The 13,556-nt window shown below is 42.8% G+C and carries 12 protein-coding genes; 4 read left to right on the plus strand and 8 right to left on the minus strand.

The window, feature by feature from the left end; all coding sequences use genetic code 11:
* Positions 1–116: 116 nt before the first annotated feature.
* A complete protein-coding gene (locus tag GTU69_RS00455; RefSeq protein ID WP_166166739.1) occupies positions 117–1,463 on the minus strand; it encodes a dicarboxylate/amino acid:cation symporter in 1,347 nt (448 codons plus the stop codon).
* A gap of 428 nt (positions 1,464–1,891) precedes the next feature.
* Between GTU69_RS00455 and GTU69_RS00460 the strand changes: the two genes are divergently transcribed.
* Entirely contained in the window at positions 1,892–2,896 is a 1,005-nt protein-coding gene (locus tag GTU69_RS00460) for a glycosyl transferase family protein (protein WP_166166742.1), read from the plus strand.
* Positions 2,897–3,170: 274 nt separating this feature from the next.
* Here GTU69_RS00460 and GTU69_RS00465 read toward each other — a convergent pair whose 3' ends face one another.
* The gene (locus tag GTU69_RS00465; protein ID WP_086195677.1) at positions 3,171–3,443 is read right to left on the minus strand and encodes a DUF1315 family protein; all 273 of its coding nucleotides are present in this window, start codon (positions 3,441–3,443) and stop codon (positions 3,171–3,173) included.
* Positions 3,444–3,446: 3 nt separating this feature from the next.
* Positions 3,447–4,352, minus strand: a complete 906-nt coding sequence (locus GTU69_RS00470) for an NAD(+) kinase (RefSeq protein ID WP_086195620.1) — start codon at positions 4,350–4,352, stop codon at positions 3,447–3,449.
* A gap of 446 nt (positions 4,353–4,798) precedes the next feature.
* Here GTU69_RS00470 and mrcB point away from each other — a divergent pair, with 446 nt between their 5' ends.
* Both mrcB and GTU69_RS00480 read left to right on the plus strand, forming a co-directional pair.
* Positions 4,799–7,192, plus strand: coding sequence for a penicillin-binding protein 1B (gene mrcB, locus GTU69_RS00475; protein ID WP_166167803.1), 2,394 nt, complete (start codon positions 4,799–4,801; stop codon positions 7,190–7,192).
* A gap of 15 nt (positions 7,193–7,207) precedes the next feature.
* Entirely contained in the window at positions 7,208–7,774 is a 567-nt protein-coding gene (locus GTU69_RS00480; protein WP_166166745.1) for a tetratricopeptide repeat protein, read from the plus strand.
* Between the two features lie 50 nt (positions 7,775–7,824).
* Here the strand turns inward: GTU69_RS00480 and GTU69_RS00485 are convergent, their stop codons facing one another.
* Positions 7,825–8,724 (minus strand): thiamine phosphate synthase, encoded by a 900-nt coding sequence (locus tag GTU69_RS00485; RefSeq protein ID WP_166166748.1) that lies wholly within the window; start codon positions 8,722–8,724, stop codon positions 7,825–7,827.
* A 139-nt stretch (positions 8,725–8,863) separates the two neighbouring features.
* Here GTU69_RS00485 and GTU69_RS00490 point away from each other — a divergent pair, with 139 nt between their 5' ends.
* The gene (locus tag GTU69_RS00490) at positions 8,864–9,034 is read left to right on the plus strand and encodes a hemin uptake protein HemP (RefSeq protein WP_166166751.1); all 171 of its coding nucleotides are present in this window, start codon (positions 8,864–8,866) and stop codon (positions 9,032–9,034) included.
* A gap of 63 nt (positions 9,035–9,097) precedes the next feature.
* Here GTU69_RS00490 and GTU69_RS00495 read toward each other — a convergent pair whose 3' ends face one another.
* From GTU69_RS00495 to GTU69_RS00510, 4 genes are all read right to left on the minus strand, one after another.
* Positions 9,098–10,441, minus strand: a complete 1,344-nt coding sequence (locus tag GTU69_RS00495) for a HAMP domain-containing sensor histidine kinase (protein WP_166166754.1) — start codon at positions 10,439–10,441, stop codon at positions 9,098–9,100.
* Position 10,442: 1 nt separating this feature from the next.
* Positions 10,443–11,102, minus strand: coding sequence for a response regulator transcription factor (locus GTU69_RS00500; protein WP_166166757.1), 660 nt, complete (start codon positions 11,100–11,102; stop codon positions 10,443–10,445).
* 144 nt (positions 11,103–11,246) lie between these two features.
* The gene (locus tag GTU69_RS00505; protein ID WP_166166760.1) at positions 11,247–11,609 is read right to left on the minus strand and encodes a NirD/YgiW/YdeI family stress tolerance protein; all 363 of its coding nucleotides are present in this window, start codon (positions 11,607–11,609) and stop codon (positions 11,247–11,249) included.
* 98 nt (positions 11,610–11,707) lie between these two features.
* Positions 11,708–13,465: a GspE/PulE family protein gene (locus GTU69_RS00510; protein WP_166166763.1), complete on the minus strand. Its 1,758-nt coding sequence runs from the start codon at positions 13,463–13,465 to the stop codon at positions 11,708–11,710.
* Positions 13,466–13,556: the final 91 nt, after the last annotated feature.

Raw genomic sequence — 13,556 nt, forward strand, 5'->3', positions numbered from 1 at the left:
CCCTTTCTCATGCTATCCACTTTATAGATATCTGTCATGTCGTATAGGCTTTATATTTTATGACCTTAGGGTCAATAAAAAAGGAAGCCGTAGCTTCCTTTTTAAATCTGCATCGATTAAGCGTGTGCTTGAGTCGCTTCTTCCTGCATTTTTTGGTCAACCATTTCAGGATTGTTTAATGCTTCATTTAATTTAACTGTATCTAATTGACCGACCCATTTTGCAACTACAATCGTTGCCAATGAGTTACCCACCAGATTCGTCAAGGCACGTGCTTCTGACATGAAGCGGTCAATACCCAGAATCAATGCCAGACCTGCTACCGGGATATTTCCTACAGCAGACAATGTTGCCGCCATGACAATAAAACCAGAACCTGTTACACCTGCCGCACCTTTAGAAGAGATCAACAACACCGCTAAAAGTGTAATTTCATGTGCTAAATCAAGCTGAGTATTAGTTGCCTGTGCAATGAAGATTGCAGCCATGGTTAAATAGATTGAAGTACCATCCAGGTTAAATGAATAACCGGTAGGAATCACCAGACCCACAACTGACTTTTCACACCCGACAATTTCCAGTTTTTTCAACATGCGTGGAAGTACGGATTCAGAAGATGATGTACCCAGGACAATCAGGAGTTCTTCACGAATCATACGAATCAATTTCAGGATACTAAAACCACTGAAACGCGCAATACTCCCCAATACAATGAAGATAAACAGCAAACAGGTAATATAGAAACAGATGATGAGTTGAGCTAACTGAGCAAGTGAACCAATACCATATTTACCAATCGTAAATGCCATCGCACCAAATGCGCCGATCGGTGCAAGTTTCATGATCATGTTTACGATATTGAAGAATACATGCGAAATTTGATCGATGAATTTAAGGACCGGTTTACCTGCATCGCCCAATTTATGTAACGCAAAACCAAACAGCAATGCAAATAAAAGGACCTGAAGAATTTCACCTTCGGCAAAGGCACCCACCACCGTATTCGGGATGATGTTCATAAAGAAATCAACGGTCGATTGTGAAGCACCGGATTCCACATACTTGGCGATACCTGAAGTATCTAAAGATGCAGGATCAATGTTCATCCCTACACCCGGTTTTGCAATATTAATCACCAGCAAACCGATAATTAATGCCAGTGTTGAGACAACCTCAAAATAAAGCAGCGCGATACCACCTGTTTTACCCACAGATTTCATGCTTTCCATACCTGCGATACCGCTAACCACAGTACAGAAAATCACGGGTGCAATAATCATTTTGATGAGCTTAATGAAGGCATCACCTAATGGTTTTAATTGCTCGCCCAAGCCTGGAACACTTTGCTTAACGCCGTCAACGATTACAGATGAACTTGGGTAAAAATGCCCAACAATCACACCTAAAATGATGGCAACAATCACTTGAAAATACAGTGACTTATAAATTGGTTTCTTAGCCATAACATTACTTCTTTAGATATTTCAGACTAGAAATATTCAGTTTTGCCTATTCTTACGAATACACAGCCTTTAATCCTTTTGTATTCATCACAAAAGAACATACAAAAAGTATTGAGTAAGCTCAAATACTGGGATATAAAAAAATCATAAACTTATCATTATGAATGAATTGAATTTATAAAAAATCCACCTATTCGGTCACACATGCTGATAAGCAAATCTACATAATTTTACCTAATGTTAAATTTTACCTATTTTTTATTTGTTGATGCGGTCTATATTGTTAAGTTTGTTTAAAATACCATCGCCACTCATTAGACATTAGTCGAAATAACTAAAGTTACTTTTATTTAAATTAGGCTGAAATATTTACCTTATCTTTATAAACTATTATCCATCCTATTTTCCTTTGCCAAGAAATACTCCTTATGCAAACCAAAAGAAATATCTACAAAGATGCTGAACATCCTTTCGCACAATATGTCCGTATTATAGGCAAAGGAAAAAACGGTGCCCGTTCGCTGACTTTTGACGAAGCCTATCAGGCATTCAGCATGATCCTAAAAAATGAGGTTTTGGATGTTCAACTGGGGGCTTTCCTCATGCTACTGCGTGTTAAAGAAGAGTCTGTCGATGAGCTGGCCGGTTTTGTACAAGCCACCCGTGATCAGCTCACTTTCAAAGCTTTAGATGTGGATTTGGACTGGTCATCTTATGCTGGCAAACGCAAACATTATCCCTGGTTCTTATTGGCAGCGCTGACCCTAGCACAACACGGCTATAAAGTCGTGATGCATGGCGCCTCTGGACATACCATTAACCGCCTTTATACCGAACAGGTTCTGGAATATCTTGGTTATCCAATTTGCCAGAATGACAGCGAGGTGGAACAGCAGTTGCAACAACGCAATTTTGCTTATATGCCCTTAGCAGCGATTTCACCTATTTTGAGCGATCTAATTTCTTTACGTAATGTAATGGGCTTGCGCTCACCTATTCATACTTTAGCGCGTTTAATTAATCCTTTTAATGCCAAAGCTACTGTGCAGGCTATTTTCCATCCGGCTTATCGTACTTCACACCAGCAGGCGGCATTTAAACTGGGCTATCAAAATAGTGCAGTGATTAAAGGCGAAGGTGGTGAATTTGAACGGAATCCGGATGCTAAAACCTTAATCTGCGGAATTAAAAATGGCGAGCTGTACGAACATGAATTACCGAAATTGACTGAAAACCGTACTCCTGTTGAAGAAGAACTGGATTTAGCAGTTTTTAAAGCCGTCTGGGAAGGCAAGCAAGATCATGAATATGGCGAAATTGCTGTCACTGAAACCATGGGAATTGCTTTATACACGATGGGAGCATGTGCTTCTTATGACGAGGCGATGTTAAAAGCCAAAGAGCTATGGCTAAATCGCCAGTCTAAAATCTGATTTGATGCAGAATAGATGATACGTGACAAAGCCATTCGCAATTGTTCGAGGCAAGACTTCATTTGATAAAAATGGTTCTGCGAAACATTCATCAAATGATAGTATGGAACGAGTTTTGCGGATGGCAATGCCTTTGGTTACTTTGGGCTTATCCAAAGTACCAAGATGAGCTTCTATAAATTGAGGTTTATCGGTAAGACATCCGTCGTACCTTTCAAAAAATTAAAATATAAAAAAAGACACCGCAGTGTCTTTTTTTATTACAAATAAATATTTAAACAAAACGGATCGGTTTGAATTCTTCATCTTGCTGCGGATCATGTGAATCACAGTGTTCATCTTCTTCTTTGGTACCGCGGTCAATATAGCCACTGCGTTCAGTCTCAGGCAAATTTTTTATTTCCCAAGCATAAACCGCTTGCATACAGATTTGACGCTGCTCTTGCGTAAGTGCTACGCCATTCGGCCATTTACCAATTTCCACTGCTGTCTTTAAACGCGCAACAATTTCAGGATCGAGTACGGCCAGCATTTGTTCAATATTCATCATTTAATCCTGCTGTTGTAAAGAGTCAAAATCTTGGTTCCAGCCCAGCTTGGTACGACAAGCAATATAAAAATCATAACCGGGTGGATGAAGGAGATTCAATTTAAATGGATGTTTGCGGATATGCAAACTATCCCCGACACTGAGTGAAACGCTGTGTTGACCATCGGCACTGACCATCGGTAAGACACGGTTTTCACGAATGATAATCTTAATTTCACTATGTCCACCGACCACAATCGGGCGTGAAGACAAGGTATGCGGGTGCATCGGCACCAAAGAGATGGCATCCATACTCGGATGGACAATCGGTCCACCACCAGAAAGTGCATAAGCGGTAGAGCCGGTAGGCGTCGAAACAATCAAACCATCACTATGCTGACGATAGACATATTGACCGTCAATATTCAGTTCAAAGTCAATCATATGAACCGACTTGCCGGAATGTAAAACCACATCATTCAAGGCAATCGCATCATAAATGCTTTCACCTTTGGAGCGGATTTCCATTTCCAGCAAGAAACGGCGGTCGAGCTGAAATTCGCCTTTGAGCACCTGATCCAGCTTAAAAATAACCTCGGTCGGCTTGATATCGGTTAAAAAGCCCAAACGCCCACGGTTGACCCCAATGACAGGAGTATTATATCTGACTAGGGCACGTGCGGCATGCAGTAAAGAACCGTCACCACCGACCACAATGACCAGATCTACCACTTCACCCAGTAAACTGCGGCTTACCGTTTGCGTATTGCTATAAGGGACGAGGGCTGCTGTTTCCGAATCAAAAACAGGATGTAAACCCAAACTTAAAAGATGGTCATGAATAAGACTTAAAGTTTCCACGACGGAGGATTTATCTGGACGTCCTATTAATCCAATGTTACGAAAAGTTTTATGTGAAATTTGCACCTAGGTCATCGCTCCGCTACGATTCCTGCCTATCATAGCATTAACCCTGTTCATTTTAAAAAGCTTTAAGTTCAGATTGCATTGACCATCCAGTGATTTCAAAAACTAAACCTGATTTTAGCCAGTTATTCAGATCTGTTCACCTTGCATGAACTTAAAGCCATAATCAACCTGATTTTTTATGCTAAAAGCCACCCGGTTTACAAAATTACTTTGAGTAGAATAGCTCAGAGGTATAGTGCTGTTCACTTGCTTTAATATGAACATATTTATTTGCAAATACGGTTTGAATACTAAAAATAATATCTTTTATAAAATCAAAGACTCATTACAAATATTTTGTGCGGTTTATTGTTATATTTTCTCTTCATTCACAGATTAATTATTGCAAAAAAATGAAAAGCTTCGCATGATTAGCACAATTTATTTGGATCTTATAATCATTGATGAAGTCTGAACGCGGTATCGGTTTAGTGGCCCTTATTTTCTCAATATTAGTCATTGGCATCTTCTTAGCTTTTAGTATCTATTTAATCCGAATGGATAATATTGTACGCAATAAATTTGAAGGTCAACGCTGGGACATTCCGGCAAAAGTTTTTGCCCGTCCTTTGGAAATTTATAGCAATGCGCCGGTCAACCAGACAGACTTCACTCAGGAACTCAAACTGCTGGGCTATAAAAGTTCTGATAGCTATGCCCAATCCGGCAATTATGTAAGCTCCGGTGATGCAATCTATGTGCATACCCGCGGCTTCGACTTTGGTGACAGCGTTGAACCTGAGCAGGTGTTAAAAGTTACCTTTAATGATAATCAGGTTGGTGAAGTCAGTGCAACCAAACCTTCTTCTACCGGCATTGCACGTTTAGAACCCTTACTGATTGGCGGAATTTATCCGCAACATAATGAAGACCGTGTGCTGATTAAGCTTAATAATGTGCCTAAACCGCTCATTGAAGCCCTGATCTCAACAGAAGACCGTAATTTTTATCATCATCATGGCATATCGGTTCGTGGTACAGCGCGTGCTGTAGTCAGCAATCTCACTGGCGGCAAACGTCAGGGCGGTTCTACCCTGACCCAGCAGCTGGTGAAGAATTTCTATTTAAGTCCGGAAAGAACCTTAAAACGTAAAGTCAATGAAGCCCTGATGGCGATGCTGATTGAGCTGCATTATGACAAAGATGAAATTCTGGAAGCGTATTTAAATGAAGTGAATCTGGGGCAAAATGGCAATTATTCAATTAATGGCTATGGTCTGGCTTCACAGTTTTATTTTGGCTTACCGCTACGTGAACTGAATATTGCCCAGCAGGCTTATTTAGTCGGTCTGGTACAAGGACCGTCCCTGTTTAATCCATGGAAAAATCCGGAAGGTGCAAAAAAACGTCGCGATATCGTGTTACACAACATGCTGGTGATGGGCTATCTGACCCAAGAACAGTATGAACGAGAAGTTGCACGACCATTAAATGTCATTGCAAAACCCACTTTGGGACCTGCCCGCTTCCCGGATTTCATGGATATTGTACGTCGACAGCTACGCACCGAATATCAGGAAGGCGACTTGACCAATCAAGGGTTAAAAATCTTTACCACGCTGGACCCGATTGCCCAAACCAAGGTACAAGAAGCATTTAAAGCCTCTGTTTCCAATTTGGCCAATGCCAACCCGCAACGTTTAAAAGATTTGCAAGGTGCTGTTTTAATTTCTCATCCTGAAAATGGCGAACTGGTTGCCGCTTTAGGTTCGACTCAGGACTTTACTGGCTTTAACCGTGCGCTGGATGCAAAACGTCAGGTCGGTTCCTTGCTTAAACCGGTCATTTACTTAAGCGCAATCGAGTCAGGACGCTATAATTGGGCCAGTCCCATTGAAGATAGTGCCATCAGCATCTTAAGTGAAGGTAAAAACTGGACACCTAGGAATTATAGTGGTGGTGCACACGGTGTTATTCCTATGTCCGAAGCCCTGGCAAACTCCTATAACCTCGCGGCAGTACGTTTGGGTCAGGAATTTGGTATTTCCACCTTTAGCAATCATCTGAAAAAATTTGGCGTAACTGCCAATATTCCAAACTATCCGTCGATCTTCCTGGGTGCAATTGATATGTCACCGATGGAAGTGATGAGTATTTACGGCAATTTTGCAACCGGCGGTTTCAAATATCCTATCAAGTCCATTCGCTCAGTGGTCGATTCCAATGGACGCCTGCTCGATCGTTATGGTCTGACGCCACAACAAACCATCGACGCTTCTGCAGCTTATATCTTAAACTATGGCCTACAACAAGTGATGAGCTCAGGTACGGGGCGTGCCGCTTATAGCGCTTTCCCTGCCGACTTGAAACTGGCAGGCAAATCAGGTACCACCAATGATACCCGTGACTCATGGTTTGCAGGCTATTCAGGCAATTATCTCAGCGTAGTCTGGTTGGGTCTGGATAATAACAAGGTGACTGGTCTAACCGGTTCTTCAGGTGCACTTCCGGTCTGGATTAATGTCATGAAACAGTTGCGTCAAAAACCGGTTAACTTGCGTCAAACTGACAGTGTGCAATGGCAATGGATTGACCGTTCGACGGGTCATCTATCCGCACAAGGCTGTGAAGGTGCGATGTACATTCCATTACTACGCAGTAACATGCCACGTCAGGCCACCGGTTGTGGTATACCGCATTATCAGGTAGAACCTGCTGACACACCTGATACTGAAAACAATCAGACACCCGTCGATCAAAACGATAGTATTGGTAACTATATTCGTGAAAGTGACACTGAAACCCAGAACGATGGTTCTACCAATCAGGTCATTTCAAGCGGTAGTTTTGACAATTAAGGGTGAACGTTAAGCATGAATGGGCAATTTAAACGGCATAAACACGGGCTAATCGCCCTGATCCTGATCGGTTTGGTGGGCTGTCAAAGCCTGCCTGCCCCTGAGACCAAACAGCCGTCGAAGCCTGCATCTACACAAAAACAGGACATTAAAACACCCTCGGGCGTGGTCATTACCCCTTATGAACGTGAAGAAATTCAACGTAAAAAGATGCAGGTGATTGTTCCTGAGCAACAGAGCAAACAGCAGTTTGATGATGGCCGCCAGCTACCTGCATTTCAAAAGCTCATGCAAAAAACTCAACTCGCCTATAAGCAAGGGCAATGGAATGAAGCTGAGGCTGCGGCATTGCAAGCTCAACGCCTTGCGCCGCAATCTGCTGAAACCTTCTTGTACCTGGCCCTGATTGCCAATAAAAAGAATCGGCCTGCAAATGCTCAAGCTTTGGCACAACGCGGGCTTAGTTATGCACAAACCAATGCCATGAAGAAACAGCTTTGGCAGGCCATTTTAAAAGCTGCACAACAGCAAAAAGATCAAAAAACCATTCAACAGGCGCAAAAAGCCCTGCAAGGCTTATAAACTTGAGGAAATATTGAACTGATCGTCTCAATACATCCTGTGTCTTTGTTTTATAAAAATCTCATCCCGGCAATGCCATAACCACCCTGCTCTTTAGCAATGGCAAGATCACCCACCTGCATGCCGCCCAAGGCAAAAACCGGTATATCGACCTGCGAAACCCAGCACTTGAACGGTTCCCATCCCAAGGCTACAGCTTCTGGATGGGTGGCTGTAGGCAGAACAGGACTCAACAAGATTGCATCACAACCGATATTTTGCGCCTGTTGCATTGAAGCCAAATCATGACATGCCGCAATGTAACGTTTACCGATCTGCAAATCACCCGGCTTTAATGCCATCAGTTGTGGCTGTTTTAAATGAATGGCGGAAATGGCTTGCTGTTGAATCGAGTTTAATTGTTCAAAAATATCGACATTGACAATCAACCGAGGCAAATGCTCCACACTGCGCTTAGCCAGTTCCGTGAGCTGCTGCTGAGTTCCCTCGACACGCCAATATAACAACTGGTCCTGTTTTAACTGTGCCAGATCATCCAGCTGCGCTGAAATTTTAATCTGATGGGGCCAATACAGGCGCTGAATTATGGCTAAATTGGCTTTAGGAAAATTTAGATTCAACAAGTCTTCACGACTGTACCAGCTCCACGGCTGTTGAATTTCATTCAATAAAGCAGTCGGTACAACGGCATGAAATAAATGCAGCTTGACGATTACATCTTCATATTCATGAACAATCACATCAAAGGCATGCCATTCATGCAGACCAATTCCCACTTCTTCATAAATTTCACGGCGGCATGCCGCCAAAGGCGTTTCACCCTCCTCCACTTTTCCTCCCGGAAATTCATGTTTATTGCCCTGATGCTGTTTCGCTTCACGCCAGCCGACCAGCACATTGTTCTGATGGAGTAAAATTGCAATGGCAACATCAATGATGGGTTTAAACATTCCCTGTTCCTCGGCATGAAAATATTACAGAGTGTAAGCAAATTTAAGTTTTTTATAAAATCTTAAATAATTAATTGACAGAATTATTTGATAATGATTATCATTTAAATAATTCAATACATACCACGGAATCGACGGAATGAACGCACCATTTAGCCTATTTATCCGTAATAACGATGCAGCTCACTCACTTCCCATGTTGCACTCGAACAATCTGTTTGCTCTTGGACGAGAAATTCGGATTATGCATGCTGGAGAAGAATACCGTCTACGTTTAACCCGTAACAATCGTCTTATTCTGACCAAATAAAAATAATTCACTCAACCATAATAAACATGGAAACAAGCAGTATGAGCGCAAACATACTGCTTTTTAACGCTGGATATGCAATGGAAATTGCAGTTCAACTTTTAATCCACCATGTGCCGACCGAGAAAAATGGATTTCACCGACATGTAATTCAATAATCTTTTTACAAATCGACAACCCCAATCCTGAACCTTGGGTTTTAGTACCCAATGCCCGATAAAAGCGCTCACCCAGTCGTTGTAAAACCTCTTCTGTCACAGCTTGTCCATCATCTTCAATCACGATGCTGATGTATGATTGCTCGTGCTGCATCTCAATCCATACATGACCATTTTGCCCAGCATAACGGATGGCATTGTCCAGCAGATTGCGCAGGCAACTGAAAATGAGTTTGTCATTTCCAGTAATCACCAGATTTTCGGCGAATTGTGTCTGGATTTGAATATTTTTCTCGGCTGCAAAGGGCTGTAAGGCTTGCAAGACCTCATTGATTACCCTGTTCATATCCATTTCAGACTTGGGCAGTTGACCCGTATGGGCCGGGTCCAGTCGTGCCAGTAACAGCAAGTTTTCTAACACCTGTGTACCACGGTTGACATCATTTTGAATACTCGCCAAGTCTTGGTCGAGTTCCGGATATTTACGTTTCAGTACCTGCAAACGCATTTGAATAGCCGATAAGGGCGAACGTAATTCATGCGAAGCATCCGCAGTAAAACGCTGTTCTGCCACCAGAGATTGTTCAAGCCGCTGTAATAACTGGTTCAACTGCCATACCATCGGCTGTAATTCTTTTAATTCAGGTACTTGCTGCTGAATCGGTGCGAGATCATCCGCACTTTTAGCTGAAATTTCTCTGGACAGTTGATGAATGACTTTAAACTGGCGTTTCACGGCAAAATGTAAAATCAGCCACTGAATGAACCAGAGCACAATTAAAATCAGGCCATAGCCCATGACATTTTGAGCCAAAGCTTTAAAGCGCTCTCCCATCGGCTGCAATAGCAATACCGACGTATTCAGTTCAGGATTTTGCGAGGTGTAGATACGCCACAACTGCTGATCGTGCCAAATCAGATCATAACCTTCATCGACATTATTTTTGAACGTTGAAGACAGATGGTCCAAATGGAAATTTTCTGATTCGCTCAGCACCTGTTGCTGATCTTTTAACTGGTATTGAATATCAAATTCATCACTGAGTTCATCGACCTGTTGTCCTGAACTCGTACTTACATCTGAAATCAACAGCATATCTGCAATTTCATCCATGATCTGGTCTTGCACCTGCATGGTCTGGTACAGCGAAATCCCCACAAAAAGCAGCAAGGCCAAAACCCCAGCCAACATGGAACTGAATAATGAGGTCTTGATTAACCTGGTTTGTAGAGAAATGGCTTTTGACATACTAACCCTGACTCATGCGATAGCCTAAACCACGGATGGTTTTAATATACTGGCTGCCAATCTTTTTACGCAATTGATAGATAAACACTTCTATGGCATTGCTTTCTATTTCATCGCCCCAGGCATAAAGTGATTCTTCCAGCTGTTCACGGGTAATTACGTGCTCCGGCTTTTGCATTAGTTTATGTAAAATCTGAAATTCTTTGGCGGTTAGATTGATGGTCTTTCCATCCTGAATAAGCGTTTTGGCCTGTGGATCGAGGACTAAATTTGCATAGCGCAGATATTGTCCGGCACTGCTTTGATGCTGGCGTAATTGCGAACGTACACGTGCAGAAAGTTCTTCCAGGCTAAAAGGCTTGACCAGATAATCATTGGCACCCAAATCCAGCCCTTCAACACGGTCATGAATACTATCCCGTGCAGTAATAAAAATCACAGGGGTTTGTTGCTGATGCGCACGTAGAGCTTTAAGAATGTCATCGCCACTGGCTTTGGGTAGCCCACGATCGAGCAGAATACAGTCATATTGATGCTGTTCAATGGCTAAAATGGCATGATCGCCACGTTCCACCCAGTCAATATTGTAGCCATCCATTTCCAACCATGTTTTGATACTTTCTGCTTGGGAAGCATCATCCTCTGCCACTAAGATTCGCATATCTTGTTCTCATGTCTGGATATGTTTTTGTTTAAGATACCAGTTTTTTAAACCACATGATTGCAAAAAAACCACATGACATGCATGTGGTTTTGGGGAGAAATCAGGAAGAATCTCTTACATCTTGATCTATCATGGCATCACTTAAAAACGGATGGCATCCACATCAATTTCAATACGTTTAGCCGGTTTGTAATCGATGTCGACTTCACCGATGATGGTCACTGGCGTTTTGGCATTTACGGGTTTACCTTGCCATAACTCATCGTCAATCTCGACGGTCATAGTGCCGGTATTATCACGAAACTGGTATTTTTCATCCCCGACTGCTTTTACCACATAGCCTTTAAGCTGTACCTTGCTGTCATCTTTTAAAGTTAAAGCCTGTTTAACCGTAGTGGCTTTTTGTGGTGCAATTGCAGCTTGATTTACGGTAGCATTTGCAACGGCGAATGTTGTTGCACCGACCAAAGCGGTCATTAAAGCTGTTTTAGAAATCATGTTCATGCTCAAACCCTCATTAAGTTGTTGCTCATTTCGATAGCATGATTAAAACAAATCAAGATGAGGTGAATCTTAAGATAGCTTCATTTTCAAGCAGTATTTCAATTCAGTGGAACAACGCGTAACACTTCTTCCAAAGTGGTCATCCCTGCCAGCACTTTACGTGCCCCTGCGATGCGTAGCGGCTCAATGCCCTCTTTCTTGGCCTGATCACGCAGCTGGTTTAAAGTCGCATCGGCACCAATCATCTGTTTGGTCGCAAGGCTTAAAGGCATAAACTCATAAATGCCGACACGCCCTTTATAGCCGGTATGGCGACATTCTTCACAACCCACTGCCTGAAATACGAAGTTTGGCATGTCAATCGTATAATCAAAGGTTAAATGCTTCCATTCCTGCTCATTAATAAAGCTTTCTTGTTTGCAATGCGGGCAAAGTTTACGTACCAGACGCTGTGCCAGCACGCCTAAAATCGTGGCTGAAGTTAAAAATGGCTGCACACCCAAGTCATGCAGTCGGGTCAGACTCGATGGTGCATCATTGGTATGCAAGGTCGATAACACCAAGTGGCCGGTTAAGGCAGCTTGAATCGCCATATTGGCGGTATCCTGATCACGAATCTCGCCGACCATAATAATATCCGGGTCTTGACGCATCAGGGCACGTACCCCATCGGCAAAACCTAAATCAATGCCCTGATTCACCTGCATCTGGTTAAAGCTCGGTTCCAGCATCTCGATTGGATCTTCAATGGTACAAACATTGACTTCTTCAGTCGCCAACTGTTTAAGCGAAGAATATAGCGTCGTGGTTTTTCCCGAACCGGTCGGACCCGTGACTAAAATAATGCCGTGACTGTGTGCAGTTAAAGCCTGCCAATCATTCAGTAAACCACCTTCAAAACCGAGCTGCTGAAAACTGCGCACCAATACTTCCGGGTCAAAAATACGCATCACCATTTTTTCGCCAAAGGCAGTCGGCAAGGTAGATAGACGTAACTCAGTTTCCTGTCCTTTAGGCGTACGGGTTTTTAAACGGCCATCTTGCGGTTTGCGTTTTTCCGCCACATTCATGCGACCCAAAATCTTAATCCGCGAAATCACGGCGGTCAGGGTATTGGCCGGCATTTTATAAATGGTATGCAATACACCATCAATTCGGAAACGCACTTTACCGGTGTCTTTACGCGGTTCCAGATGAATATCGCTCGCCCCCTGCTCAAAAGCGAACTGCAATACCCAATCCACCAGCTTGACAATGTGCTGATCATTGGCATCCGGGTTTTGCGTATCGCCCAGTTGTAAAAGCGCTTCTACCCCTTTGTTATCACGGTCATAGGCACTGGATTTTTGCGATGAGTTAACCGCACGGCTGACCTGATAATATTCCACCAGATAGCGCTGCAACTGATCTGGGCTTAATAGCACACGCTGAATTTTTTTCGGGGCAATACTATGTTCAAGATTGGCCACCCATTCCATTTTAAACGGTTGATCGGTGGCAATCAGGACTTTATCCGGCTGTATTTCAACGGCCAGAATTTTATTACGCACAGCAAATTCTTGCGACATGATATTGGTCAAAGCACCAACATCGGCCTTCAAGGGATCAATAATATAAAAAGGAATATTGGCTTTGTCTGCAATCCACTGGCACAAGCGGTTTAAGGTTAAGGTCGATTGTGGATGCGCCTGATCGACCAGATTAAAATGTGCGATCCACTGCAAGGGATGCCATTTCAGTTGCTCACGTTGACGGTGTGTTGTTTGGATCAGCAGCTTGTTACGTTCGGTAATACGTCCATCTTTTTGTAGTTGTTCCAGACACCAAGATGTATCCATTTCAAAATTAAACTTCATTATTATATGCCCCAAAACATTCACACACTATAACAAACTAAAGATCATCCCGCTTCAGTCCGTTGTTAGAAAAAGATATCCCCATATCTTT

Source organism: Acinetobacter sp. SA01 (genome assembly GCF_011319235.1).
Classification (GTDB): domain Bacteria; phylum Pseudomonadota; class Gammaproteobacteria; order Pseudomonadales; family Moraxellaceae; genus Acinetobacter.

Excerpts from the sequence above, each read along its gene's own strand:
- GTU69_RS00455 (WP_166166739.1), bottom strand. The coding sequence starts at position 1,463 with ATGGCTAAGAAACCAATTTATAAGTCACTGTATTTTCAAGTGATTGTT.
- GTU69_RS00460 (WP_166166742.1), top strand. The coding sequence starts at position 1,892 with ATGCAAACCAAAAGAAATATCTACAAAGATGCTGAACATCCTTTCGCA.
- GTU69_RS00465 (WP_086195677.1), bottom strand. The coding sequence starts at position 3,443 with ATGAATATTGAACAAATGCTGGCCGTACTCGATCCTGAAATTGTTGCG.
- mrcB (WP_166167803.1), top strand. The coding sequence starts at position 4,799 with ATGAAGTCTGAACGCGGTATCGGTTTAGTGGCCCTTATTTTCTCAATA.
- GTU69_RS00480 (WP_166166745.1), top strand. The coding sequence starts at position 7,208 with ATGAATGGGCAATTTAAACGGCATAAACACGGGCTAATCGCCCTGATC.
- GTU69_RS00485 (WP_166166748.1), bottom strand. The coding sequence starts at position 8,724 with ATGTTTAAACCCATCATTGATGTTGCCATTGCAATTTTACTCCATCAG.
- GTU69_RS00490 (WP_166166751.1), top strand. The coding sequence starts at position 8,864 with ATGAACGCACCATTTAGCCTATTTATCCGTAATAACGATGCAGCTCAC.
- GTU69_RS00495 (WP_166166754.1), bottom strand. The coding sequence starts at position 10,441 with ATGTCAAAAGCCATTTCTCTACAAACCAGGTTAATCAAGACCTCATTA.
- GTU69_RS00500 (WP_166166757.1), bottom strand. The coding sequence starts at position 11,102 with ATGCGAATCTTAGTGGCAGAGGATGATGCTTCCCAAGCAGAAAGTATC.
- GTU69_RS00505 (WP_166166760.1), bottom strand. The coding sequence starts at position 11,609 with ATGAACATGATTTCTAAAACAGCTTTAATGACCGCTTTGGTCGGTGCA.
- GTU69_RS00510 (WP_166166763.1), bottom strand. The coding sequence starts at position 13,465 with ATGAAGTTTAATTTTGAAATGGATACATCTTGGTGTCTGGAACAACTA.